The organism is Aeromonas sp. WP2-W18-CRE-05, from assembly GCF_014168615.1.
Lineage (GTDB): Bacteria > Pseudomonadota > Gammaproteobacteria > Enterobacterales > Aeromonadaceae > Aeromonas > Aeromonas caviae.
Window position 1 is genome coordinate 1,489,793 of sequence record NZ_AP021917.1, and the last position, 24,235, is coordinate 1,514,027.

Annotated in this window: 22 protein-coding genes and 1 tRNA gene; 15 read left to right on the forward strand and 8 right to left on the reverse strand. The window is 59.2% G+C overall.

Translation table 11 applies throughout. The features are described 5' to 3' along the window. Positions 1-11: 11 nt before the first annotated feature. The 8 genes from H7R73_RS07220 to H7R73_RS07255 all read left to right on the forward strand — a co-directional run bounded on the left by H7R73_RS07220 (position 12) and on the right by H7R73_RS07255 (position 10,146). Positions 12-173, forward strand: coding sequence for a helix-turn-helix domain-containing protein (locus H7R73_RS07220; RefSeq protein WP_096106360.1), 162 nt, complete (start codon positions 12-14; stop codon positions 171-173). A 60-nt stretch (positions 174-233) separates the two neighbouring features. After that, complete coding sequence (locus H7R73_RS07225; RefSeq protein WP_042047760.1) at positions 234-605, forward strand: hypothetical protein; 372 nt, start codon at positions 234-236, stop codon at positions 603-605. After that, positions 602-3,094 carry an Hsp70 family protein gene (locus H7R73_RS07230; protein ID WP_096106359.1) on the forward strand — a complete coding sequence of 831 codons (2,493 nt, stop codon included), beginning with the start codon at positions 602-604 and terminating at the stop codon, positions 3,092-3,094. The genes H7R73_RS07225 and H7R73_RS07230 overlap by 4 nt, the downstream gene beginning before the upstream one ends. 3 nt (positions 3,095-3,097) lie before the next feature. Continuing rightward, on the forward strand, positions 3,098-4,534 hold the full coding sequence (locus tag H7R73_RS07235) for an ATP-binding protein (RefSeq protein ID WP_182951593.1): 1,437 nt from the start codon (positions 3,098-3,100) through the stop codon (positions 4,532-4,534). A gap of 11 nt (positions 4,535-4,545) precedes the next feature. Next, positions 4,546-6,111: a peptidoglycan-binding domain-containing protein gene (locus H7R73_RS07240; protein WP_197971176.1), complete on the forward strand. Its 1,566-nt coding sequence runs from the start codon at positions 4,546-4,548 to the stop codon at positions 6,109-6,111. 119 nt (positions 6,112-6,230) lie between these two features. After that, positions 6,231-8,153, forward strand: a complete 1,923-nt coding sequence (locus tag H7R73_RS07245) for a hypothetical protein (RefSeq protein ID WP_197971177.1) — start codon at positions 6,231-6,233, stop codon at positions 8,151-8,153. Between the two features lie 31 nt (positions 8,154-8,184). Further along, on the forward strand, positions 8,185-8,829 hold the full coding sequence (locus H7R73_RS07250; protein ID WP_096106357.1) for a hypothetical protein: 645 nt from the start codon (positions 8,185-8,187) through the stop codon (positions 8,827-8,829). A gap of 148 nt (positions 8,830-8,977) precedes the next feature. Further along, positions 8,978-10,146 (forward strand): IS3 family transposase gene (locus H7R73_RS07255; RefSeq protein ID WP_096106356.1). Its coding sequence is split into 2 segments (ribosomal slippage): positions 8,978-9,239 and positions 9,239-10,146, totalling 1,170 coding nucleotides; the frame shifts between segments, so codons are not numbered across the junction. A 170-nt stretch (positions 10,147-10,316) separates the two neighbouring features. On the opposite strand, the gene H7R73_RS07260 is transcribed toward H7R73_RS07255, so the two are convergent. The 8 genes from H7R73_RS07260 to lolB all read right to left on the reverse strand — a co-directional run bounded on the left by H7R73_RS07260 (position 10,317) and on the right by lolB (position 17,164). Continuing rightward, complete coding sequence (locus H7R73_RS07260) at positions 10,317-10,994, reverse strand: hypothetical protein (protein WP_171765854.1); 678 nt, start codon at positions 10,992-10,994, stop codon at positions 10,317-10,319. Beyond that, positions 10,981-12,234 carry a tyrosine-type recombinase/integrase gene (locus H7R73_RS07265; RefSeq protein ID WP_332107469.1) on the reverse strand — a complete coding sequence of 418 codons (1,254 nt, stop codon included), beginning with the start codon at positions 12,232-12,234 and terminating at the stop codon, positions 10,981-10,983. The genes H7R73_RS07260 and H7R73_RS07265 overlap by 14 nt, the downstream gene beginning before the upstream one ends. Positions 12,235-12,397: 163 nt before the next feature. After that, a complete protein-coding gene (gene ychF, locus H7R73_RS07270; RefSeq protein WP_010673843.1) occupies positions 12,398-13,489 on the reverse strand; it encodes a redox-regulated ATPase YchF in 1,092 nt (363 codons plus the stop codon). A 132-nt stretch (positions 13,490-13,621) separates the two neighbouring features. Continuing rightward, a complete protein-coding gene (pth, locus tag H7R73_RS07275; RefSeq protein WP_048207164.1) occupies positions 13,622-14,218 on the reverse strand; it encodes an aminoacyl-tRNA hydrolase in 597 nt (198 codons plus the stop codon). 248 nt (positions 14,219-14,466) lie between these two features. Beyond that, positions 14,467-15,414, reverse strand: a complete 948-nt coding sequence (locus tag H7R73_RS07280) for a ribose-phosphate pyrophosphokinase (protein WP_010673845.1) — start codon at positions 15,412-15,414, stop codon at positions 14,467-14,469. Positions 15,415-15,653: 239 nt separating this feature from the next. Next, positions 15,654-15,728 (reverse strand) — tRNA-Gln (locus H7R73_RS07285). Continuing rightward, complete coding sequence (ispE, locus tag H7R73_RS07290; protein WP_182951728.1) at positions 15,708-16,586, reverse strand: 4-(cytidine 5'-diphospho)-2-C-methyl-D-erythritol kinase; 879 nt, start codon at positions 16,584-16,586, stop codon at positions 15,708-15,710. The genes H7R73_RS07285 and ispE overlap by 21 nt, the downstream gene beginning before the upstream one ends. Continuing rightward, positions 16,586-17,164: a lipoprotein insertase outer membrane protein LolB gene (lolB, locus tag H7R73_RS07295; protein WP_042015579.1), complete on the reverse strand. Its 579-nt coding sequence runs from the start codon at positions 17,162-17,164 to the stop codon at positions 16,586-16,588. Before lolB ends, ispE begins: the two co-directional genes overlap by 1 nt. A gap of 125 nt (positions 17,165-17,289) precedes the next feature. On the opposite strand from lolB, the gene hemA reads away from it, so the two are divergent. The 7 genes from hemA to H7R73_RS07330 all read left to right on the forward strand — a co-directional run bounded on the left by hemA (position 17,290) and on the right by H7R73_RS07330 (position 24,218). Then, positions 17,290-18,549: a glutamyl-tRNA reductase gene (gene hemA, locus H7R73_RS07300; protein WP_041212583.1), complete on the forward strand. Its 1,260-nt coding sequence runs from the start codon at positions 17,290-17,292 to the stop codon at positions 18,547-18,549. 50 nt (positions 18,550-18,599) lie between these two features. Next, positions 18,600-19,688 carry a peptide chain release factor 1 gene (gene prfA, locus H7R73_RS07305; RefSeq protein ID WP_039039601.1) on the forward strand — a complete coding sequence of 363 codons (1,089 nt, stop codon included), beginning with the start codon at positions 18,600-18,602 and terminating at the stop codon, positions 19,686-19,688. Beyond that, a complete protein-coding gene (gene prmC, locus H7R73_RS07310; protein WP_103259729.1) occupies positions 19,688-20,521 on the forward strand; it encodes a peptide chain release factor N(5)-glutamine methyltransferase in 834 nt (277 codons plus the stop codon). The genes prfA and prmC overlap by 1 nt, the downstream gene beginning before the upstream one ends. A gap of 42 nt (positions 20,522-20,563) precedes the next feature. Next, positions 20,564-20,947, forward strand: a complete 384-nt coding sequence (locus H7R73_RS07315; protein WP_039039603.1) for a SirB2 family protein — start codon at positions 20,564-20,566, stop codon at positions 20,945-20,947. 11 nt (positions 20,948-20,958) lie between these two features. Further along, positions 20,959-21,759 (forward strand): SirB1 family protein, encoded by an 801-nt coding sequence (locus H7R73_RS07320; protein ID WP_103259730.1) that lies wholly within the window; start codon positions 20,959-20,961, stop codon positions 21,757-21,759. An 11-nt stretch (positions 21,760-21,770) separates the two neighbouring features. After that, positions 21,771-22,625, forward strand: coding sequence for a 3-deoxy-8-phosphooctulonate synthase (gene kdsA / locus H7R73_RS07325; protein ID WP_039039605.1), 855 nt, complete (start codon positions 21,771-21,773; stop codon positions 22,623-22,625). Positions 22,626-22,943: 318 nt separating this feature from the next. Continuing rightward, positions 22,944-24,218 (forward strand): IS4-like element ISApu2 family transposase, encoded by a 1,275-nt coding sequence (locus tag H7R73_RS07330; protein WP_011191341.1) that lies wholly within the window; start codon positions 22,944-22,946, stop codon positions 24,216-24,218. Positions 24,219-24,235: the final 17 nt, after the last annotated feature.

Consider the following 24,235-nt stretch of genomic DNA (forward strand, 5'->3'; position numbering starts at 1 on the left):
TGGTCAGGACCATGACATCCAGTGCCGACGAGGGGGAGATCCTCACCCTCAGACAGGTTGCAGAGTTCCTAAAGGTCACGGACCGGACGATCTACAGGCTGGCCGCAGCCAAAAAGATCCCCGCGTTCAAGGTTGGTGGGACATGGCGGTTCTCCAAGGCGGAGATCACTTAATGGATTCAGCAGCAAACGCAGGGCGGAAAAGCCGATAAGACGTAACCACAGGAGGATTTGATGACCCAGCAGGCCGAAAGCAGTGAGCAGATGGAGCAATCCCTGATCGACATCGCTGTCGAGAGTTGGCGTTTCTCGCGTCTGTTCGGAAAGGTCGTCAGCAAACTCGATGCGGGTGAGTCGGGTCGTTACGTCAATCAGCTCCGCTACTTCCAGAAGAAGGTCGAGGAGAGCCTCGACTCGAGTGGCCTCAAGCTGGTCAACGTCGAGGGGCAGCCCTACGACGCTGGCATGGCGGCATCGGCATTGAACCTCGGGGACTTCGGCCCTGACGACGTGTTGCTCGTCGATCAGATGGTGGAGCCAATCATCATGGGGCCGAACGGCCTGCGCAAACAAGGCACGGTAATGCTCAGGAAGGTGGAAGCATGAAGTATGTCGGTATCGACCTAGGCACGACCAACAGTGCCATCTGCTCCTTCGACGGCGAGTCGATCCGGCTCTACAAGAGTCCAGAACAGCATGACGTCACGCCGTCGGCCATCTTCATCGACCGGCGTGGCAACAAGTACGTCGGTTCGCGCGCCTACAACAACGCCGCACGCAATCCCGACAACGCGGCAGTGCTATTCAAGCGGCTCATGGGTACGAGCACGCCGGTGAAGCTGCCGGCGGTGAACCTCACCATGACGCCAGAGGAATGCTCTGCCGAGGTGCTGCGTGCGCTGTACGGCTACCTGCCGGAAGAGATCCGGGGCGATGGCGATACCGGCACGGTCATTACGGTTCCAGCCGCGTTCAACCAGATGCAGAAGGACTCGACGATGGCTGCCGCTGATGCGGCTGGGCTCGGGCGAGTAGCCTTGATGCAAGAACCGGTGGCCGCCGTGATGAGCGTCATGCGGCAGCGAAAGACTGATGGCATCTTTGTCGTGTACGACATTGGCGGCGGCACACTGGATGTTGCCATTGCTGAAAGCATTGGCGGCCGAGTGAACTTGCTCGCCCACGGCGGCATAGCTATGTGCGGTGGACGCGATTTCGACCGCATCTTGTTCGACAACGTAGTCAAGCCGTGGCTGCTCGAGAACTTTGATTTACCAGAAGATTTGGCGTCCAATTCGCAGTACAAGTCATTGCGAACCCTTGCGACCTGGGCGGCTGAAAAGGCAAAGATTGCACTATCGCAAAGCGACGAATCTGTTATCAGCCTTGCTGAGAATGAACTCGGCGTGCGCGACCAAGCTGGCGAAGAGATCTATCTCGATATTCCTATCAACCGGAGTCTGTACGACGACTTGATTGCGTTCAAGGTTGATGAGTCCATCCAAGCCACTCGCGAGAGCATAGAAAAGGCAGGTCTGAGCCCACACGACATTGAGCGCATTGTCTTTGTGGGCGGTCCGGCACAGTACAAGAATCTGCGTGACAAGGTGGCCTTCGAACTCGGTATCGCGCCGTCCACCGATGTGAATCCGATGACCGCCGTTGCGGAAGGCGCAGCGGTCTTCGCCGAGTCCATCGATTGGGCGTCGCAGAGCCGTGGGCGTAAGAGCGCCCGAGGAGCCATCAGCGCCGGTGGCGCGCTTGATCTGTCGTTCAACTACATCGCGCGCACGCCCGACTCGAAGGCAAAGATCGTCGCCAAACTGGGAAGTTCTGCTCCGGCTGGAGTCGAGTTTCAGATCGACAGTCTGGACACCGGGTGGTCCTCCGGACGCATCGCCCTGAAGGATGGCGCAGGTATCGAACTCAACCTGACCAAGCCTGGCGACAACACCTTCAAGGTGTTTGTGTTCGATTCCAACGGCGGGCCCGTATCGCTGCGTGAAGACAAGATTGTCATTGCACGCACCGCCGCTAGCATCGATGCAATTCCTGCGTCGCACTCCATTGGAATTGAGGCACGCAACAAAGTTGGAGGGAGGTCGATCCTTGTGAATATTGTCAAGGAGGGGGATCAGCTGCCCAAAAAAGGCAAGGAGATTTTCAAGGCAGGAGAGTCACTAAAGGCAGGCAGTCCCGGCTCTCTTAACTTTAAACTCTGGGAGGGTGATATAGATGACACGATCCACGACAATCGCTTCATTGGCCTGTTCAAGATCAGCGGAACGGATTTTGATGATGACGTGATCGCGGCGGGCGCTGACCTTATTTGTGAGTATGAGGTGCGCGATTCTGGGAATATTTTCCTAGAGGTTTCGGTTCCATCCATTAGTGGCTCATTCCAGAGTAGCCATAATTTCTACTCGAGTCAGGAAGGTAAGGTCGACTACACCAACCAAGCGAAGAACATCCAGGAGCAGTCGGACCACACCTTGCAGCGGCTTGACGAGATGGCGTCCAAGGTCTATGACCCACGTCTTGAGCAGGCCCGCGAGAAGCTCGAGCAAGCGAGCACCATCAAAACTGACGAGGCCGACCCCGAGACGGCCAAGCAGGCGATGGATCACGTCCAGGAGGCCAAGCGGCTGCTGGCGCTGACCCGCAAGGAGCATCTAAAAGACATTCGCCAGCTGGAACTGGACAAGGCAGTCGATTTCTTCGACAAGGTGGTGCGCCAGCACGCCAGACCCACCGAAGCCTCGTCTTTCGACAACTTGGTCAAGACGGCGCAGCGCGCGATTGGCAGCCCTAGTGGCGACTTCGAGTCGCACCTGGATGATCTGCGCAGTCGCAGCTTCATGATCTTGTGGCGCCAGGACTGGTTCGTCATCGAGCGCTTCAAGTGGCTGGCCGAGGATGCCTACCTCTTCCCTGATGCCCGCGAGCATGCCCAGTTGGTGGCTGCGGGAGCGGAGGCGTTGAAGGCCAATGACATCGACAAGCTTCGTGCTGTAGTAGCCCATCTCGACTCCATCCGCATCGGTTCTGCGGGTGAGGACGACATGCTTGCTGGCGCGAACATCGTGCGGAGTTGACCCATGGCACTCGACGCGTGGCTTCCCATCGGTTTCAAGTTGCCCGACGGTGCGAAGGCGCGCGTCGCCCTGTTTGAAGGGGCGGACTGGCAGATCCTTGAGACCCAAGGCGGTGGGCGGGCGCTCGTCGTTCGCGACGCACTGGCGGAGCATTGGCTAAATGCCGGGCTGATCGATGACGGGACCTTCAACGCCTTCCAGTTCGGCGATCAACAGCTTCGGTCCATCTCCTGCGGTCCGAGCCAGACGCTGTGCCCGGTCAGCGAGGCGAAATCACCCGACACCAAGGCCGAGGCGCTCGCCTTTGCTCTTGCGTTGAAGGCTACACGCGATATCGATGCGGATTCGGCGCTCCAGGATGCGCTCTACGTTGAGAAGATCACGCGGCTGCTGCCAACCTACAGCATCAGCTCCAGAGCTGGCGATGACGTCGTGCTCGGCTACTGGCTGACGGGCGGCACCAGCATTCCGGCCACTTCCTTCCGCCGTCTCCGCCAGACCATGAGCTGGCTGGGCGCGAGCCACCTGAAGGATGTCGTGCAGGCGGCAGGCTTCGAAGTCGCGGAAATCATGCCGCTGGAGCGCAAGCCAGCGGCTCCTGCCGAAAAGACGGAAGTTGCTCCCGTCGAGAAGGTGGAGAAAGTCGAACGCGCCGAGCCGGAGCCCAACAAGGTCTTCGAACTCGCCGGGCGTCCCGAACTTGCGACCTTCTTCAACGAGCACATCGTCGACATCATTCTGCACCGCGACCGCTACAAGGCGCTCGGTATCGAATTCCCATCAGCAGTGATCCTGTCCGGCCCTCCAGGCACCGGCAAGACCTTCGCGGTCGAGCGACTCGTTGATTTCCTCGGGTGGCCAAGCTTCCAGATCGACGCATCCAGCGTGGCCAGCCCGTACATCCACGAGACCAGCAAGAAGGTCGCACAGGTGTTCGACAAGGCGATGGAAAACGCGCCATCAGTTCTCGTGATCGACGAGATGGAGGCGTTTCTTGCTGACCGCGAAATGGGATCGGGCCATCACCGCGTCGAAGAGGTGGCTGAGTTCCTGCGGCGCATCCCGGAGGCCGTGAAGAACGAGGTATTGATCATCGCGATGACGAACCGAATCGACATGATCGACCCCGCCATCCAGCGCCGGGGACGCTTCGATCATGTCATCAAGGTGGACTTTGCAAGCGAGATCGAGGTGCAGTCGCTCCTGGACAAGCTGTTGTCTGCTTTGCCAAAGGAGTCCGATGTGGACTCCAAGCCGCTGGCGCAAGAACTCGCGGGACGACCGTTGTCTGACGTCGCTTTCGTTGTGCGGGAAGGCGCGAGGCTCGCAGCACGCTCGGGCAAGGACAGGCTGGAGCAGGCCAGCCTGCTGGCAGCTTTGCGCACGACACCTGCACGGGAACGTGAAGGCAGCGAAAAGCGGAGCATAGGATTTATCTAAGGGAGATACTGGTGGCAGCGGAGGAAGAAAACAACAAGAAAAATGAAGGCAAAGGCTTCGCTGGCCTTTCCTCGCTCGTGTCCGACGTCGATACGTCTCTGCCGCCTCCTGCCAAGCAGGAAGCTGAGACCGCCGGTGCCTCGTCTAACGCCGAGCGCCGTTCAGCTCCAGAAAGTCAGCAGCAGGAAGCACAGCCTAAGCAGCAGCAACCCTACCAAGCGCCATCGCCGCCGTCTTCTGGCTCATCCACGGGCAAGTGGGTGCTGGGTATCGCCGCCGTCATAGGGGTGCTTTGGCTCATCGGGGAAGCAGACAAGAGCCCCTCCTCTCCGGCACCATCCTATACCCCGCCTGCAGGCAACACAGCACCGACCTATTCGGCTGCTCCGGCACAACCTCAAGTGCCATCGCGCCCGGAAGAAACAAGACCACCGGTTGGACAAGACCTCGTTTTTTCGACGGCGCAGATCAGGTACTGTCTGGCCGAAGACATCCGCATGGATGCTGCTAAGGCCGTTCTCAACAACTACAGCGACTCCGATGTGGATCGGTTCAATGCGATGGTGGCCGACTACAACAGTCGCTGCGGCAGTTTCCGCTACAGAAGCGGTGCTCTGGAAAGCGCGCGCCGCGATGTCGAGCCGTACCGAAGCCAACTTCAGGCGGAAGGCAGGAGCCGATTCGCTCGAAGCCCATCCACAGGTTCCCTGTCGGCACCAGCACCAGCGCGTCCTGCGGCGGATGAGACGGTACGTGCCGTTCAACAAAAGCTCAATGAGCTTGGCTATAACGCCGGCCCCGCCGATGGGCTGTTGGGAAGGGGCACTCGTGCCGCCATCATCGCTTTTCAGCAAGACAGGGGGGTGGCCGCCACGGGTGTCGCAGATCAAGCGTTGCTGCTCCAACTGCAACGTGCTCCTTCTCGGTCAACGGCGACCATAACTCCCCCCTCGAGGTCTTCTTCTCCGCCGGCAATGACCGATGCTCCATCAACCCAGTCGTCGCGAACTTCACCAAGTGGTAAACCAGATCTCTCGGCGGCCAATCCTTCAGAGCAGGTGTCGATTGAGAATGCCTGCAACTATGACAGACAGTACAGATCATCAGCGGACTACTACAACTGCCTGCGTCGCGAACTTACGAAGTTGAGCGCACACTCTGGAAAGCCAGATCTCTCGAGGGCCAGCCAATCGGAGCAAGCGGCAATTGAAAATGCCTGCAATTACGATCGACAGTATCGCGGCCCGGGTGATTACTACAGTTGTTTGAGACGAGAGCTGGGAAAACTCGGAAGCACAGCGGGAAAGCCTAGTCTTGCTCAAGCAACGCCTTGGGAGCAGACGGCCATTGAAAACGCATGCAATTACGATCGGCAGTATCGTGGACCAGGTGACTATTACAGCTGCCTTCGACGAGAGCTTCAGAAGCTTGATTCAAGCCGAGGAAGGCCTGATCTGTCACGGTTTTCACAGTTTGAACAAACATCAATTGAGAATGCCTGTAATTACGACCGGCAATACCGCGGTCCTGGTGACTATTACGGCTGCTTGCGTCGTGAAGCCAATAAATTGCGTTGACGGCGAGAGTTTAAAGAATGACATTGGCTATTTGTTTTAAATGCGGCTCAGAGAAAGCCGGGGCTTTATTGGCCTGCACTGGATGCGGCACCACTCCCCGATCAAACGGAGAGCTGGCCTTGTCGCTCGTACTGACTGATCACCTCTCATCGAGAACGCAGCTGGCACATTACAGCCATGAGCTTCGCAATCATTTGAAGCTGTCCGTGCCATCGGATGCATTGGCTCAGGCTCAAGAAGCCCTGAAGGACCCGCAGCTCATGGCGATGCTCGGCGCTCAACCGGCATCTAGCTCCTCGGCGGTGCCAGTGCCAACAGCGGCGTCCTCCCGCCCAACCGCTGTGCCTCCTGTGCAATCGGCCCGGAATACCCCATCTCCGCGAGCCCGAGCTCAACGCACACTGAAGACAACCGCGCTCCATCAGACGCCCTTCGCGATTCTCAATGTGACCACTCGCGACGACCGCAGGCGAATCGTTGAGTTGGCAGAAGAGAAGTCACTGGAGCTGGACCACGATGTCTGTCAGAAGGCACGCTCTGATCTAACGAATCCACGCACCAGGTTGAGCGCGGAGATCGCATGGCTTCCCGGCGTTTCTCCGCGAAAGGCATCCCAGCTCGTTGAAAACCTGCTCCATGATCCTATGGCGGTCAGGGAGGAGTCTGGCCTGCCCACGCTTGCACACTTGAATTTGCTCGCCGCCGCCTTCGAGGCGGTGGATGGCGAACACGATGCGGAAGATCTGGCCGAGTTCATTGTGGAGGCTGCCTACCTCGCCGAGGAACTGAACCCCGAGGAGGTGCTGCGCGACATCAATGAAGATCGGGCTGTGTCCGGCTTTCCGGAAGTGCGCGCGCTCGACCAGATCGAAGCCGAACTGGCGGAACGTAAACGGTACTATCGCAACGCCATCAAGGACGCCCTCGACAGGTTGCCACCTACGACGCTCGTCCAGGTCATGACGGACACAGTGGAGGGGGTTACGTTGGGCGGCGAGGATCACGCGCCCGAACTGATCGATGACCTCGTCGATAGCTACGAAGTGGAAACCCAGGGCTTTCTGCAGAAGGAAGCTGAGAACGTCCACAAGCTGATCAAAGCCGCCCGTGACTCGGCGAACTCGGGTGAAGCAGCCGTCAAGCCGTATGTGGACAAGCTTGATGCCGTGGCACGTAATTGGGACAAGGTCGCACAGCCTATCCAGCTGAGTGCCAAAGCGCGCGGCATCGATCATGAAGCAAGCCGTGACCTGGCCTACGAGATACGTAGCCTCGCCATCGACCTATTCAACACGCATGACATGTTGATGCAGGCCCAACGGCTGACTGGCCTGCTTCAAGAGTTGTTTGCCGAGCTACCTGAAGTATCTGAGCGCGTTGCGCAAGATGCGGATGCGCTTGCCGACATCTTCCATGAGCGGAAGCAAGCGGTAGCACGCAGAGACGAATGGGCGCGTGAGATCACCTACCGCGCTGAAATTGGTGTGATGTTCAAGGACACCCTGAGCATTTCGCCCGATGGCATCTCGTGGAAAGGACAGAGTTTTTCTCTGGACTCGATCACCCGAGTTCGCTGGGGTGGCGTGCGCCACTCCGTCAACGGCGTGCCGACAGGGACGACCTACACCATTGCCTTCGGAGACAAACGCTCCGAGGCGGTTGTCGAGCTAAAGAAAGAGGACATCTACAGCAAGTTCATTGACAAGCTCTGGCGAGCCGTGTGCGTCCGCCTGCTGGGTGAGATGCTGGAAGCGCTGAAGGATGGGCGGGACCTGTACTTCGGCGACGCACTCCTTCACGACGATGGCATCACCTTGGTGAAGCACAAATTCCTGGGTGCCAATGAAAGGGTGCGGTGCACGTGGGGGCAGGTGCAGATATGGAATGCTGATGGATCGTTCTGCATCGGGTCCAAGGACGACAAGAAAACCAATGTCGGCATTTCCTACATTCACGTCGCAAACACGCACATCATGGAGCAGCTCATTCGCATGGCTTTCAAGAAGCCCGGACTGCGCCGACTGAGCGAACTGCTGCAATGACGTAATCCATTCGACTTTGGGGGCAGCTTATATGGGATTTTTATCAAACCTCTTCGGGGGCAACAAAGAAGACAAGGCGTTACGAGAGGCGCTTGCGCACATCCATCGCATCCTGGATGACGAAAAGTTCCAGTTGGAGCTCGCTCATCCAATGATGAAGGCGATGCTGGAATCTGCGCCTGCCTACGACAAGGACCCAAACGGCTCTGGGCCATTTGGCTTTACTGAGACGAACCCGATCCCGGTTAACGGGCCTATCGGTCAACTGGCATATCTGTCCAGACTCGAAACGCAGTCGGGGCAGCGCATCCTTTTTCATCGCCTCGGGGCCATCGATAAAGTGGACGTGTTCGAGGCCGTGACATTCGACGGAAGCGGATGGTTCATCTTTTTCGTTGACCTCTACCATCCACGGCGCTCGCGCCTTACCCCAGACGGCTTCCGATTCACGAAGGATGTCGCGCAGTTCTCCGGCTTCCACAAGTTCTGCGAGAATTTCCCATACGATTTCGTCGAGAAGAAGGCGTCTGAGCGGGAGTCTGGCTTGAGCATGGCGTACATCGCCATCAGCAAGGTGTCTGACCAAATCCAGAATCGTGTTTTCAACAGGCCATTGGCCCACAAGGCCAAGCTCGACCTCGTGAAAAGCCGCTTGTCGAGCTTCCAGACCCAATAGGCGGTGGTAATGAAGAAGACCCTGCTGGCCACGCTTGCCGCATTGATCACCCTTCAGGCCGGGCCAGTTCTGGCTGAAAACTATGTAGTGGTCTACTAACCCCGGACACCCATTTAGGGCGAGAATGCTCGCCATACAGAGGTGTTCGATGAGCAGACAACGACGTACCTTCACCCCGACTTTCAAGCGAGAGGCTGCCAGCCTGGTGCTCGACCAAGGCTACAGTTGTCCCGAGGCCGCCAGATCTCTCGATGTAGGTGAGAGCTTATTGCGCCGCTGGGTTACCCAGTTGCAGCTGGAGCGCGGGGGCGTTACGCCCACTGCCAAGGCGCTCACACCGGAGCAGCAGACCATTCAGGAGCTTCAGGCCCGTATCAACCGGCTGGAGCTTGAGAAGAAAATATTAAAGGAGGCCACTGCGCTCTTGATGGCCGAGGAACACGGGCGCAGACGTTGAAGTCGATTCGGCAGTTGGTAAAGCACTACCCTGTTCAACTGTTGTGTTCAGTCTTCGAGCTACCCCGGTCTTGTTATTACGCCCACTTGGCCCGGCGGCGTCATATCGATGTCCGCCGAGTGAACCTACGCAGTCGTGTCAACGAGCTGTTCAACCAAAGTCGTGGCTCAGCGGGCAGTCGCAGTCTGGTTGCCATGCTGAGGGATGAAGGCGTTAACGTCGGGCGTTTCAGAGTCAGAAGATTGATGAAGGAACAAGGACTGATCAGCAAACAGCCCGGTTCTCATGCGTACAAGAAGGCCACGGTCGAGCGCCCCGATATTCCCAATGTGCTTGATCGCAAGTTCACCGTGGCTGCGCCAAACAAGGTCTGGTGTGGCGACATCACGTATATCTGGGCAGAGGGTCGATGGAGCTATCTGGCGGTGGTCTTGGACTTGTACAGCCGCAGAGTGGTGGGTTGGGCGATGTCCGCCAAGCCTGATGCGGAACTGGTCGTCAAAGCGCTCGACAGGGCTTACGAGATGCGTGGCAGACCACAAGGCGTGCTGTTTCACAGCGACCAGGGCAGCCAATATGGCAGCCGGGGTTTCCGCCAACGGCTCTGGCGCTATCGGATGATTCAGAGCATGAGCCGAAGGGGAAATTGTTACGACAATTCGCCCATGGAGCGGCTGTTTCGTAGCCTGAAAACGGAGTGGGTGCCGACAGTGGGTTACATCACGACAGCGTTGGCCGAGCAGGACATCGGCCGCTACCTCATGCAGCGGTACAACTGGATAAGGCCGCATCAGCACAACGGCTTCGTACCGCCGGCGGTTGCGGAAGAAAAACTCAATTCTGTGTCCGGGAATTTTTGACCACTACAGACACGATCGTACGTGTGTTAGCCGCTTCGGCCCGGTCCCGCCGCCGGTCGACAAGGTGGTTCAGTCTCGCGCGCGCATCACCGGGCACGTCATTGTTCGTCATGGCGCGGCAGCGGCGAATGCTTTGAGCCACTGACGCTGGGGATTGATCCAATCTACGCTTACCTGGAAGCACTTTTCCCTTCCAACAGCAGTCTGCGGCAATAGCTCCATTCAACGATCTGGCCGTTATTGAAGAGAATCAGCATGGCGCAGAGCATGGCGAGAGTCATACCTTGCGAAAGATCCGGCAGAAAGCGTTGCACGCCCTCGCTTTCCTCGCGGTGCGCCACATCATCTTGGTCGATTTTCTGAAAGTCATTGTTGATCTTGCAGGCGACTCCCAGCTTGTCTAATTGCCTCAGCAAGCTCGCGCCCTGCAGTCGTAGCAAAAGCCGCTCAGACGTGCTGGTAGACGTCTGCCGCATCCCGCCTATCAGGCCATCAACTTGGGTAGCCAGCAGTCGCATCAGTTTCTCTTGCTGTTGCAAAGGCATGCTGTGTTGAAAGGCATCATCGAGCAGCAGCTCATCTATTTTCGAAAGCAGTGCAATGCTATTGGCAACCCGGCGATAACTGTCGGCCAGTTTTTCGAGCTTGCGTATCCTAGGGCTATGTGTCTCCACCGAACAGTTGTTGGTGCCGAAGAGGGTGAGTTCAGCTAACTCCTCAAAGAAGCCCGACCGAATTTGGTGTGGCAGCGCCTTGAAATCGCGATGTTGCTGAATTTTTGCAATCAGGCGCTCCCTGAATAGTGAGCGTCCTGCCTCCGTGTCGGGCAGGTACTCACTGTGTTCCACTGACTTCACCTGTGCTCTCCCGCTTCCAGATTTCGAGCTTGTCTGCCCATGCCTGCATCATGTCTCGCCGCTCTTCGAGGTAGGTGGCATGGTTGTAGGTGCGGCGTACCGAGTTGGGTTCCGCATGGGCAAGCTGCGCTTCGATGGCGTCGGCGCGGTAGCCCATCTCGTTCAGACGGGTGCTGCCCGTGGTTCTGGTGCCGTGCGGGCTGTAGGTGCCGCTCCAGCCCAGCACCTTGAGCGCCTGCCGGATCGAGTGCACCGACATCGGCCTGTTGCGGTCATCCCTGCCGGGAAATAGGTGCGTCCGCTCGCCGCTGATGGCGTGCAGGCGGCGCAGCATATCCACGGCTTGCTTCGGCAGCGGCACCAAATGCTCGCGGCGGGCTTTCATGCGCCGGGCTGGGATCGTCCAAAGCGCGGCATCGAGATCAAATTCAGCCCATTCCGCTTCTGCCGCTTCGCTGGGACGCGCCAGTGTCCACCACATCAACTGGATGCAGAAGTTCACCTGATAGCCGCAGCGGTGGTTGTCGAAGTCATTGAGCAGCTTGCCGATCTGCGTAGTAGTCAGTGCGGTTTTATGCTGCGTCTTGTTGGCAGGTAGTGCCTTCCGGACAGGCCATACCGGATCGGTATCTGCTCGTAGGGTTGCAACCGCCAGCTCGAAAATGCCGGACATGGTGCGCTTTGCTTCGGCTGCAACTGTCGGTGCGCCACGCTTCACTGTCCTAGTTAGGATATCGAGAACGTGAGCTGGTGTTATGTCTCTTACCGGTAGCTTACCGATGCTGGGGAAAACAACCCGCTCCAGCATATCCAGGCGACGCTTCTTGGTGACCTCCTCCCAGTCCCGCAGAGCTAGCCACTCTTTAGCTATTGCCTCAAAGGTATTGGCGGAATCGTGCTCGCGTTTTAGGCGCTCCAGCTGCCGGTTCTGAACGGGATTGATCCCTTGTTTGACCAGCTTACGTGCCTCATCGCACTTGGCACGTGCCTCGGCCAAGCTGACGAGAGGGTAATCGCCGAGTGCAAACCATGAGCCCTTGCCCGCGAGCTTGAAGCGGTAACGCCAAGCTTTCACTCCGTTGGGCTTCACTTCAAGGTAGAGGCCACGTAGGTCGTTCAAGCGGTAAAGCTGCTCCTTTGGCTTAGCAGCACGGCAGTGGGCATCTGTCAGCATGGTATTACGGGATCTGAGAAGATGAATGATAGGATTATCATATACACCATTCGTCATTCAGTTCAATGTTTGTATACACCAATGTAGTCACTTTGAGATGGTAAGGTAGAGTAGCCTTATGCAATCTCTAGAAAGTAAAAACCCCGGTATTCCGGGGTTTTTACGCTATTTTAGGACTTCAGAGTAATCTGATGAAATCTTGTGAAATGGCTTATTTGACTCAGACGTTGAACAGGAAGTTCATGATATCGCCATCCTTGACGATGTAGTCTTTCCCTTCCGCGCGCATCTTGCCTGCTTCCTTGGCGCCTTGCTCACCCTTGTAGGTGATAAAGTCGTCGAAGGCGATGGTCTGGGCGCGAATAAAGCCTTTTTCGAAGTCGGTGTGGATCTTGCCTGCGGCCTGCGGGGCGGTGGCGCCTACCGGAATGGTCCAGGCGCGCACTTCTTTCACACCGGCGGTGAAGTAGGTCTGCAACTTGAGCAGCTCGTATCCGGAACGGATCACCCGGTTCAGGCCCGGTTCCTCGATGCCGAGATCCGCCATGAACTCGGCACGGTCTTCGTCGTCCAGCTCGGCGATGTCCGCCTCGATGGCGCAGCAGACGACCACGACAACGGCGTTTTCGGCGGCGGCTATCTCACGGACCTGATCCAGGTAGGGGTTGTTCTCGAAGCCATCTTCCGCCACGTTGGCGATGTACATGGTGGGTTTGAGGGTCAGGAAGTTGAGGTGGCTGACGGCGTCCAGCTCATCCTTGTCCAGCTTCATGCCGCGGATCATCTGGCCGTTTTCCAGGGCAACCTTGATCTTCTCCAGCACTTCCACTTCCAGCTTGGCATCCTTGTCGCCGCCCTTGGCACGCTTGGACTGGCGATTGATGGCGCGCTCGCAGGCATCCAGGTCGGAGAGGGCCAGCTCGGTGTTGATGACCTCGATGTCGTCGGCCGGGGAGACCTTGCCCGCCACGTGGACGATGTTCTCGTCCTCGAAGCAGCGCACCACGTGACCGATGGCTTCGGTTTCACGGATGTTGGCCAGGAACTGGTTGCCAAGGCCTTCGCCCTTGGAGGCACCGGCCACCAGGCCAGCGATGTCCACGAACTCCATGGTGGTCGGCACGACACGCTGCGGATTGATGATGGCCGCCAGCTGGTCGAGGCGGGGATCCGGCATGGGGACCACACCCGTGTTCGGCTCAATGGTGCAGAACGGGAAGTTGGCGGCTTCGATGCCGGCCTTGGTCAGCGCATTGAACAGGGTGGATTTGCCTACATTGGGCAGGCCCACGATACCGCATTTAAAACCCATGGATTGTTACCTTGTTGATGGATGCTTCAAGGGGCCGCGCGGGCGGCCCGTGTCGTGTTGCTTGACCCCGAGGCGAGGGATCTCGCCAGGGGGCCGGTCATCTTGAACTGCCTGGCGATGCAGGCTGAAGGCCTAGACTTTCTCGGCCTTGAAACTGTGCAGGCGATTCATGGCCTTGGTCATGTCCTGCTTGAACAGGATGTCGGTGGCGCGCAGGGATTCGTCCAGCGCGGCCTCGATCAGACTCTGCTCACTGCTGGGCGCCTTGGTTAGCACGAAGCCGGCGACCAGCTCCTTGGCGCCCGGATGGCCGATGCCAAGGCGCAGCCGGAAGAAGTTATTGTTGTTGCCCAGTCTGGCGATGATGTCCTTGAGGCCGTTATGGCCGCCGTGACCGCCCCCTTGCTTGAACTTGGCGATGCCGGGAGGCAGGTCCAGCTCGTCGTGGGCCACCAGGATCTCTTCCGGGGCGATCTGGTAGAAGCGCGCGAGCGCCGCCACGGCCTTGCCGGAGAGATTCATGTAGGTGTTCGGGATGAGCAGCCGCACATCCTGCCCGTCTACCAGGAAGCGGGCGGTGTGGCCGAAGAACTTGGGCTCTTCGCGCAGGCTGACATTGTGCCAGCGTGCCAGTTGCTCCACATACCAGGCCCCCGCATTGTGGCGGGTCTTGGCATATTCGGGGCCGGGATTACCCAGCCCGACAATCAGTTTGATTTGACTTGTCACGCTTGATGTCTTCACTCGCTACTTGCCATGGGCGGATGACCCGGGGCAATGGGACGCAATATTCTAGCCGTCGAGTGGCGATCACTCAACCAAAGCGCGGCAAGGTCGGGGAAAAGCCGGACAGAAGGGCTCGGGTGGGGTGGCTCGTCCGAGGTTTTCGTCTCTTGCCGAGTGGAGGTTGGGGGCTGGCGCCAGGCACCCAAAAAACAAAAACCGCCATTCGGCGGTTTTTGTCACGACAGGGTCTATCAATGCTCGAACATGGCAGAGATGGACTCTTCGTTGCTGATGCGGCGAATCGCTTCGGCCAGCACGGAGGAGAGGGTCAGCTGCTTGACCTTGCCGACTGCCTTCATCTCCGGGGTGAGCGGGATGGAGTCGGTGATGATCAGCTCGTCGATGACCGAATTCTTGATGTTTTCAACGGCGGTGCCGGAGAAGACAGGGTGGGTCGCATAGGCGAACACGCGCTTGGCACCACGCTCTTTCAGCGCTTCGGCCGCCTTGCACAGGGTGCCGCCGGTGTCGATCATGTCGTCGACGATGACGCAGTCACGACCGGCCACGTCGCCGATCAGGTGCATGACCTGGGAGACGTTCGGACGGGGACGACGCTTGTCGATGATGGCGATGTCGGTGTCGTCCAGCAGCTTGGCGATGGCACGGGCACGGACCACGCCACCGATGTCCGGTGACACGACCACGGGGGATTCGAGGTTCTTGGCCTTCATGTCTTCCAGCAGCACCGGGCTGCCGAACACGTTGTCGACGGGGACGTCGAAGAAGCCCTGGATCTGCTCGGCATGCAGGTCAACGGTCAGCACACGGTCCACACCCACGCTGGAGAGGAAGTCTGCGACGACCTTGGCGGTGATGGGCACACGGGCGGAGCGGACGCGGCGGTCCTGACGGGCATAACCAAAGTAGGGGATAACGGCAGTGATACGGCCAGCTGAAGCACGACGCAGTGCATCCACCATGACGATCAATTCCATCAAATTGTCGTTGGTCGGGGCACAGGTGGATTGAATGATGAAGATATCGCCACCGCGTACATTCTCGTTGATCTGTACGCTGATCTCGCCGTCGCTAAAGCGACCTACGGCAGCATTGCCGAGTTTGATAAACAGGCGATCTGCGATCTTCTGGGCTAGTTCCGGCGTTGCGTTACCAGCAAACAGCTTCATGTCAGGCACGGTTTGAAACCTCGGGGTTGCATCCAGTATGTGGGGAGTCTGATTTTAGACCCGTATCGTTTGGGGGCAAACGATTTAGCAAGATGACGGACAAGGTCTCTGGGCGATGTCGAGGATGGCGTCTCATCACCCGCAGGGTGGGTGGACGGGAATCCACCTTGAGCGTCATCGCGTCAGATTGGCCCAAGACACATCGACGAGGTCAACACCTCCCGATGCGGCCTCAACAAGGAGAGAGTTGGCTGGGGTACTAGGATTCGAACCTAGGAATGGCGAGATCAAAACCCGCTGCCTTACCGCTTGGCGATACCCCAATCACTCACTTGTTGCAAAGTGACGAAGAGTGGTGATATGTTCTCGCCCTTGGCGACAAACCCATCCCAGCCTTCCGGCACTCTTGCCAACACCTTCCGAGCAGCCATTTCGTCTTCAAATCGAGCAAAGACGCAGGCGCCAGTGCCCGTCATTCTTGACGGCGCGTATTCTAGCAACCAGCCGAGCGCATTGGCAACCTCGGGGTGGCGCTTTTTCACCAGCAGTTCGCAATCGTTTTTCCACTCTCCTGCCAGCAGATTGTCCAGGGTCATCTTGGGGGTGTTGCGGGGCAGGTCAGGATCCTGGAACACGGCGGCGGTGGCCACATGGCAATCGGGCTTGAGTACCAGGTACCAGGCATCCGGCACCTCGACCGGTTGCAACCGCTCCCCCACGCCCTCGGCGAAGGCGGCCTTGCCCCGCACGAACACCGGCACGTCGGCGCCCAGCAGCACACCGAGCTCGGCCAGCTCCTCTTCACTCAAGCCTGCTTGCCAGAGGTGGTTCATGGCCACGAGGGTGGTGGCCGCGTCCGACGAGCCGCCCCCGATGCCACCGCCCATGGGCAGTACCTTCTCCAGCCGGATATGGGCTCCCTGCGGACTGGCCAACCGGCTCTGCAACAGTCGCGCAGCCCGGATGATGAGGTTTTGTTCATCGGGCACGCCGGGAATGGCCGGGCTCAAGGTGAGCTGGTCGCTGCCGGGGATCGGCTCGAATTCGAGCCAGTCGCCGTGGTTGAGGAAGATGAAGAGGGTCTGCAGTTCGTGGTAGCCATCGGGGCGGCGGCCGTTGACGTGCAGGAAGAGGTTGAGCTTGGCCGGGGCGGGCCAGCGGATCGGCGTCTGGTCGTGCATCATGGTGTCAGGGTCCACTCGTTGATCTGCAGCTTGAGACGGCTCTCCTGCCCGGTCATGGTGAGCAGGTGGGGCAGGCGATAGCCGTCCTGATCCCGATAGTCCCCGTAGACGATCTGCCACTGGCCGTCGCGCACGCTGGCGAGGCTGGCATCGGGGTTGAGCTCGAATTCGGCCTGCCCCGGCAATCCCTTGATCCACTCAGGCAGCCCGGCCACCGGAATGTGCCAGCCGGTGAGCTGATAGACCAGGAGCTCGGCATCCTGGCTCTGGTGCTGTTTTCCGTCGTTGTCGAGCAGAGTCACCTCGCCGCCGGTGCGGGAGAGTTCCAGAATATGGGTGCCGATGAGGCTGGTGAGGTTGAGGCGATAGTCGTCGCCGTTTTGCTGCCAGTTGAGGCGAGCGCTGCCCTTCTGGCGGGCGGTGATGATGGCCATTTTGCCCGACAACTGCCAGTGTGTGAGGCGTTCGAGGCGGGCGCGCTCCTGCTGCCAGTTGACCTGATCCCGCTGGGGTTGGGTGGTGGTACAGCCCGCCAGCACCAGCAGGCAGGCGAGGGAGAAGATACGCAACAACAAGGTGGAGCTCCGCAGATGAGGTTTGCGACAGTATAAGGGGCGGCCGTATTGCTTTTAAAGACTTACCCTTTCTCGTACAATTGTCGGCCTCTACACCCTGTGCATGAAACGATCATCACCCACCCATGAGTCTGCTTGCCCTCGGAATCAACCACAACACCGCCAGTGTCGCCTTGCGGGAGCGGGTCGCCTTTGGCCCGGACCGCATCGATCGCGCCCTGCGTGAGCTGGTGGAGCAGCCTGGCGTCAGCGAGGCGGTGATTGTCTCCACCTGCAACCGCACCGAGCTCTATTGCAGTCTGGAGCAGGGGCAGGGGGAGCAGGTGCTGAACTGGTTGCAGCGGTTCCACGCGCTGGAGGCGAGCGAGGTGCTCTCCGCCATCTACCGGCATCAGGACGAGGAAGCTGTGCGCCACCTGATGCGGGTGGCCTGCGGCCTCGACTCCCTGGTGCTCGGGGAGCCGCAGATCCTGGGGCAGATCAAGCAATCCTACGCCCACGCCCAGCAGGCGGATGCGGTGAAAGGATCCCTGGAGCGCCTGTTCCAGAAATCCTTCTCGGTGGCCAAACGGGTGCGCACTGACACCGAGATCGGCGCCAGCGCGGTGTCGGTGGCCTTCGCCGCCGTGAGCCTGGCCCGCCGTATCTTCTCCGATCTCTCCCAGACCAAGGTGCTGCTGGTGGGCGCCGGCGAAACCATCGAACTGGTGGCCCGCCACCTGCGCGAGCAGAGCGTGACCCGGATGATGGTGGCGAACCGGACCCTGCAACGGGCCCAGTTGCTGGCAGAGGAGTTCGGTGCCCAGGTAATGACGCTCGAAGAGATCCCGGACTACCTGCACGAGGCGGACATCGTCATCAGCTCCACGGCAAGCCCCCTGCCCATCATCGGCAAGGGCATGGTGGAGCGGGCGCTCAAGGCGCGTCGTTTCAAGCCCATGTTCCTGGTGGACATCGCCGTGCCCCGCGACATCGAAGCCGAGGTGGACGAGCTCTCCGATGCCTATCTCTACACGGTGGACGATCTGCAGGGCATCATCGAGCAGAACCTGGAGACCCGCAAACGGGCGGCCGCCGAGGCGGAACTCATCGTGCAGGAAGAGCGCGACGAGTTCATGGGCTGGTATCGCAGCCAGCACTCGGTGGATCTCATTCGCGATTATCGCCATCAGTCACAGCAGGTCGCCGACGAAGAGTTGCAGCGGGCCTTGCTGGCCCTGCAACAGGGTGAAAATGCCGAGCAGGCGCTCAAGGCCATGGCCCATCGCCTCACCAACAAGCTGATCCACGCACCGACCCAGGCCCTGCGCCAGGCCGCCGCTCAGGGGGATAGCCACAAGCTGGCCCAACTGCGTCAGGTGCTGGGATTGTCACAAGAATCATAGTGTTGGGACGGCCCTTTGCCGTCCCGTCCTCCATCGAGAATCCAAGAGTCATGAACCCCTCATTGATCAGAAAGCTGGAAGGCCTCATCGAGCGCCATGAAGAAGTACAGGCCCTGCTCGGGGAGCCCGGTGTCGCCTCGGATCAGGACAGATACCGCGCCCTGACCCGGGAATACGCCCAGCTGGAAGATATCGTTCACGCCTTCCAGCGTTTCCGCCAGGCCGAAGAGAACCTCGACACCACCCGGCTGATGCTGGAGGAAGAGGATGCCGAGCTGCGGGAGATGGCGCAGGAGGAACTGCCGCTCGCCAAGGCGACCTTCGAGGAGCAGGAGCAGGCGCTTCAGGTGATGCTGTTGCCGCGCGACCCCAAGGATGACAACAACTGCTATCTGGAGATCCGTGCCGGTGCCGGTGGCGACGAGGCGGCCATTTTCGCGGGGGATCTGTTCCGCATGTACTCCCGCTACGCCGAGCGTCAGGGGTGGCGTGTCTCCATCGTCAGCTGCAATGACGGCGAACACGGCGGCTACAAGGAGGTGATCGCCAAGGTGGACGGCGAGCACGTCTACGGCCGCCTCAAGTTCGAGTCCGGCGGCCACCGGGTGCAGCGAGTCCCCGAGACCGAATCCCAGGGCCGGGTGCACACCTCCGCCTGTACCGTGGCCGTGCTGCCGGAAGTGCCGGAAGCCGAGCAGGTGGAGATCAACCCCTCCGAGCTGAAGATCGACACCTTCCGCGCTTCCGGTGCCGGCGGCCAGCACGTCAACAAGACCGACTCCGCCATCCGCATCACCCACCTGCCCACCGGGCTGGTGGTGGAGTGCCAAGACGAGCGCTCCCAGCACAAGAACCGCGCCAAGGCGATGTCGGTGCTTTCCGCCCGTCTGCAGGCGGCCGAGGATGAGCGCCACCGCGCCGCCGAGCAGAGCACCCGCCGCAACCTGGTGGGATCGGGAGATCGCTCCGAGCGCATCCGCACCTACAACTATCCCCAGGGGCGTCTCTCCGAGCACCGGATCAACCTCACCCTGTATCGTCTGGGCGACATCCTGGAAGGGGATCTGGACTGCGTGATCACCCCCCTGGTGCAGGAGTATCAGGCGGATCAGCTCGCCTCCCTGGCCGAGAGCAACTGATGCAGATCCAGCAGGCCCGTGCCCATATCATGGCGACCCTGGCCTCTGGGGAATCCCCCCGTGCCGACGCCGATGCCCTGCTCTGTCATCTGCTGGATTGCCGGCGCAGCTATCTGATGACCTGGCCGGAGCACGAGCTCGATGCCGCCCAGCAGGCGACCCTGGCGGGCTGGCTTGCCCGTCGCCTCAATGGTGAGCCCATTGCCCACCTCATCGGTGAGCGGGAGTTCTGGTCGCTGCCGCTGAAAGTGAGCCCGGCCACCCTGATCCCGCGCCCCGATACCGAGGTGCTGGTGGAACAGGCGCTGGCCCGCCTGCCGGGCGGCCCCTGCGCCCTGCTGGATCTGGGCACGGGCACCGGTGCCATCGCCCTTGCGCTCAAGTCTGAGCGACCGGATGCCGATGTATGGGCGGTGGACAGGATGCCGGCCGCGGCCGCGTTGGCCCGCACCAACAGCGCCGCCCTGGGGTTGCCCATCGAGGTGCGCGACGGCAGCTGGTTTGCGCCGCTCTCGGATGCACCGAGCTTTGCGATGATCGTCTCCAACCCGCCTTACATCGACGGGACGGATCCCCATCTTCACGAGGGGGACGTGCGCTTCGAGCCGCGCTCCGCCCTGGTGGCGGAGGAGCAGGGGCTGGCGGATATCCGCCTCATCGTCACCCAGGCGCCCGCCCATCTGGTGCCAGGTGGCTGGCTGTTGCTGGAACACGGCTGGGATCAGGGGGAGGCGGTGCGTCAACTCCTGCTGCAACAAGGCTACGTCCAGGTGGAAACCGTGCGCGATTACGGCGATAACGAGCGGGTGACCCTGGGGCGCCTGGCTCAGTGATATGACGGGCGGGCCCGGTCTGCCCCTGTTCAAGGAAATCTTATGTATGTTGTTCTCAAGCATCTGCACCTCACCCTGATTGCCGGGGCCGTGCTGATGTTTATCCTGCGCTTTTACTGGTTGCAGACCGGCTCCGCGCTGGCAGGGGGCGCCCGCACCCTCAAGATCAGCGGCTGGCTCAACGGCCTGGTGGTGCTCTCCGGTGTGCTGCTCTGCATGGTGCTGGGTCTCAACCCCCTCAACAACGCCATTCCCTGGCTGGCCGAGAAGCTGACGTCCATCCTGGTGGTGGCGTTTCTGGCCATGATGGCGCTGCGTCTGGCCCGCAGCAACGGCATCCGCTGGTTTGCCTTCCTGGGCGCACTGGGGTGGATCTTCTTTATCGCCAAGCTTGCGGTGCAAAAGCAGGCCAGCCTGTTCGGCTAGGAAGGATGACGATGATACATGTGGATGAGTGGACCGACTTCGAGGCTCACGATCTGGCCGAGCTGGCGCTGTCGGTGAGCGACGAGATCCGGGGCCATGGCGGCACGGGAGAGGCCGAGCTTGCCCGCCTCGATGCCTGGCTGGACGAGACGATTGCCGAGGGAGACTGCGACGAGGTGCGCCGTCAGCTGTTGCAGGGTTTCTACCAGACCCTGGGCTTTCGTGGCGACTGGCAGGATTACTTCTCGTCCGCCAACTGCGATCTGGACCAGGTGCTGGCAAGGCGCAAGGGGATCCCGGTCAGTCTCGGCATCCTCCTCATCCAGCTGGGTCGCAAGATAGGGCTGGATGTGGAGGGGATCTGCTTCCCCGGCCATTTCCTCCTGAGTTTTGCCGGTCTGGACGGGGAGGTCTATGTGGACCCCTTCAACGGTGATGAACTGAGCCGGCACCGCATCGAACTGCTGCTGCGCGGTGCCCTCGGGAACCTGGCGAGTCTGAGCGATGATCATCTGCAGCCATCGGGGCAGTGGGAGATCATCGAGCGCTTGCTCAATGTCAGCAAGGGCGCCCTGCTGCGCGAGGAGCGCATGACGGAGGCGCTGCGCTGCAGCGAGCTGCTGCTGCGCATGAAGCCCGGCGATCCGCTGGAGACGCGGGATCGGGGTTTCATCTATGAGCAACTCGATTGCCCGCGCTTTGCCGCCGACGATTTCGAATACTTTATTGAACAATGCCCTGATGATCCCGTGGCCGATGTGCTGAAAACCCAGCTGGCCACCCTGGACCTCAGTCCCAAGCCCCTCCATTAAGGATCCCTGAGATGGAACAGAAGAATATCAAGGTCAACCAGATCGACGTCGCCAACGACAAACCTTTCGTGCTGTTCGGCGGCATGAACGTGCTGGAATCCCGCGACATGGCGATGGCGGTGTGCGAGAAGTACGTGGAAGTGACCAGCAAGCTCGGCATCCCGTTCGTGTTCAAGGCGAGCTGGGACAAGGCCAACCGCTCCTCCATCCACTCCTATCGCGGCCCGGGTCTGGAAGAGGGGATGAAGATCTTCCAGGAGCTGAAAGCGACCTTCGGCATGCCGGTGATCTCCGATCTGCATGAGCCCCATCAGGCCAAACCGGTCGCCGAGGTGGTCGACGTCATCCAGCTGCCCGCCTTCCTGGCGCGCCAGACCGATCTGGTAGAGGCCATGGCCCGCACCGGCAACGTCATCAACATCAAGAAGCCGCAATTCCTGAGCCCAAGCCAGATGAAGAACATCACCGACAAGTTCGAGGAGTGTGGCAACGATCGCCTGATCCTCTGCGAGCGCGGTGCCAACTTCGGCTATGACAACCTGGTGGTGGACATGCTGGGCCTGGGCGTCATGAAGAAGAGCACCGGCGGCTATCCGGTCATCTTTGACGTCACCCACTCCCTGCAGTGCCGTGATCCCCTGGGAGCGGCCTCCGGCGGTCGCCGCGAGCAGGTGACCGAGCTGGCCCGTGCCGGCATGGCGGTGGGCCTCGCCGGTCTCTTTATCGAATCCCACCCGGATCCGAAAATTGCCCGCTGCGACGGCCCGAGCGCTCTGCCGCTGGAGAAGCTGGAAGGCTTCCTCAAGCAGATGAAGGCCATCGACGATCTCGTCAAGGGCTTCGAGCCCCTCGATACCTCCGCCTGATCGCGATTTTTACTATCAAAAATGCCCCGCCATGCGGGGCATTTTTATTTCCGTCATTTTCATTTGGTGCTCTTCGGCGCCCATTGCGACCATGTTTTCGTGGTGTTAATGATGTTAAATATGTTGCGTGATTGATGTCTCTTATTTGCTTCTTATGACATGCAAAAGTAGCGACCGTCAGGATGGAAAAAAGGTATGAAGCGGGTGAGATAACCCTCATGTACAGGATCTTTAGCTACAACCAATTGAAATAGATAGAAAAAAGGCTTCGTTTGTGATCTGATTTAATCGCAAAAAAAAACCGACACGCCCGAAGCCATGACTATTATCAATGCAACCCAGTACCTCAAGCAACTTCTTAGCTCTTCTGAACTCAACCGGATCGGTAAATTTACCGGTTTTTGTCAGCGACTCCGGGATATCCAGCCTGCGAGACTACTCCCGGCTCTGCTCTCAGGGCTTGGTTGCGACAAGGTGGATGGTATTGCTGGTTTGCATCGCCATTTCAATGCGTTGCAGCTCCATGATACTGACCAAATAGCGTATAAACCCTTTCACAACCAGTTACGCAAGCAGGGTTTTCCCTTGTTCATGCGCGCACTGGTTGAACGAGCCATCGCCTTACGCCTCAAGGAGTGTCTACCGGACGCCCACGGACTGGCAGGCTTTGAGCAGGTACTGCTGCAGGACGGGTCGTCATTCGCGTTACATCCGCAATTGGCAGAACATTTCCCGGGCCGATTCAATAAGCACAGCCCCGCTGCGGTAGAGTGTCATATGACCATGTCCTTGCTGGACCAGTCGCCGATATCGATGAGTATCACGGCGGATACCGAATCGGAGCGCAAGCATCTTCCGGCCGCAAATTCGTTAAATAACAAACTGTTATTGGCGGATGCCGGTTACATCAGCCGCGAGTACTTTGCTGATGTGACCAAAGCCAAAGGAAGCTATCTGGTCAGAGGGAGTCAAAATCTCAATCCCAAAGTACAGGCAGCTTACCGACAGGACGGCAGGGAAATGCCCAAGTTACTCGGAAAAAAGCTCAAGGATATCGATCGGAGAAGCTGCAGAGCCGAGGTTCTGGATCTGGATGTGAGTTCGGGAAAGTATAAATATCGACTCATAAGACGTTGGTTTGCAGAGGAAAAACGGTTCTGTATATGGATGACCAATCTTCCGCGTGAGCGATGGCCAGCCGAGAAGGTGATGGCATTGTATCGTTGCCGTTGGCAGATCGAACTGTTGTTCAAAGAGCTGAAATCACATAACCGGTTGAAGGCGTTCGCGACACGACAAAAAGCGATAGCGGAAGGCTTGATCTGGGCTAGTTTGCTGGCCTTGCTGGTCAAACGTCGGCTGGCGCTGACGCTGATTGGCAGCGCGGAGTTATCGATGCTGAAGATTGCCAAAAACAGCGCGCTTTGGTTAATGCCGATATTGGCGAGCATCATCCATGGTGCGTGGCAGGAAATAACAGAGAAGTTGGAGTGGGCAATGGTGTATTTATCCAAAAACGGCAAAAAGAGTAGGCAGAGAAAATCCAAGCAAAACAACACGTTAGACGGTATTATTAATTCGCTTGCCGCTTAAGGTTCTGTACATGTGTG

Excerpts from the sequence above, each read along its gene's own strand:
- H7R73_RS07220 (WP_096106360.1), top strand. The coding sequence starts at position 12 with ATGACATCCAGTGCCGACGAGGGGGAGATCCTCACCCTCAGACAGGTT.
- H7R73_RS07225 (WP_042047760.1), top strand. The coding sequence starts at position 234 with ATGACCCAGCAGGCCGAAAGCAGTGAGCAGATGGAGCAATCCCTGATC.
- H7R73_RS07230 (WP_096106359.1), top strand. The coding sequence starts at position 602 with ATGAAGTATGTCGGTATCGACCTAGGCACGACCAACAGTGCCATCTGC.
- H7R73_RS07235 (WP_182951593.1), top strand. The coding sequence starts at position 3,098 with ATGGCACTCGACGCGTGGCTTCCCATCGGTTTCAAGTTGCCCGACGGT.
- H7R73_RS07250 (WP_096106357.1), top strand. The coding sequence starts at position 8,185 with ATGGGATTTTTATCAAACCTCTTCGGGGGCAACAAAGAAGACAAGGCG.
- H7R73_RS07265 (WP_332107469.1), bottom strand. The coding sequence starts at position 12,234 with ATGACGAATGGTGTATATGATAATCCTATCATTCATCTTCTCAGATCC.
- ychF (WP_010673843.1), bottom strand. The coding sequence starts at position 13,489 with ATGGGTTTTAAATGCGGTATCGTGGGCCTGCCCAATGTAGGCAAATCC.
- ispE (WP_182951728.1), bottom strand. The coding sequence starts at position 16,586 with ATGCACGACCAGACGCCGATCCGCTGGCCCGCCCCGGCCAAGCTCAAC.
- hemA (WP_041212583.1), top strand. The coding sequence starts at position 17,290 with ATGAGTCTGCTTGCCCTCGGAATCAACCACAACACCGCCAGTGTCGCC.
- prfA (WP_039039601.1), top strand. The coding sequence starts at position 18,600 with ATGAACCCCTCATTGATCAGAAAGCTGGAAGGCCTCATCGAGCGCCAT.
- prmC (WP_103259729.1), top strand. The coding sequence starts at position 19,688 with ATGCAGATCCAGCAGGCCCGTGCCCATATCATGGCGACCCTGGCCTCT.
- H7R73_RS07315 (WP_039039603.1), top strand. The coding sequence starts at position 20,564 with ATGTATGTTGTTCTCAAGCATCTGCACCTCACCCTGATTGCCGGGGCC.
- H7R73_RS07320 (WP_103259730.1), top strand. The coding sequence starts at position 20,959 with ATGATACATGTGGATGAGTGGACCGACTTCGAGGCTCACGATCTGGCC.
- kdsA (WP_039039605.1), top strand. The coding sequence starts at position 21,771 with ATGGAACAGAAGAATATCAAGGTCAACCAGATCGACGTCGCCAACGAC.
- H7R73_RS07330 (WP_011191341.1), top strand. The coding sequence starts at position 22,944 with ATGACTATTATCAATGCAACCCAGTACCTCAAGCAACTTCTTAGCTCT.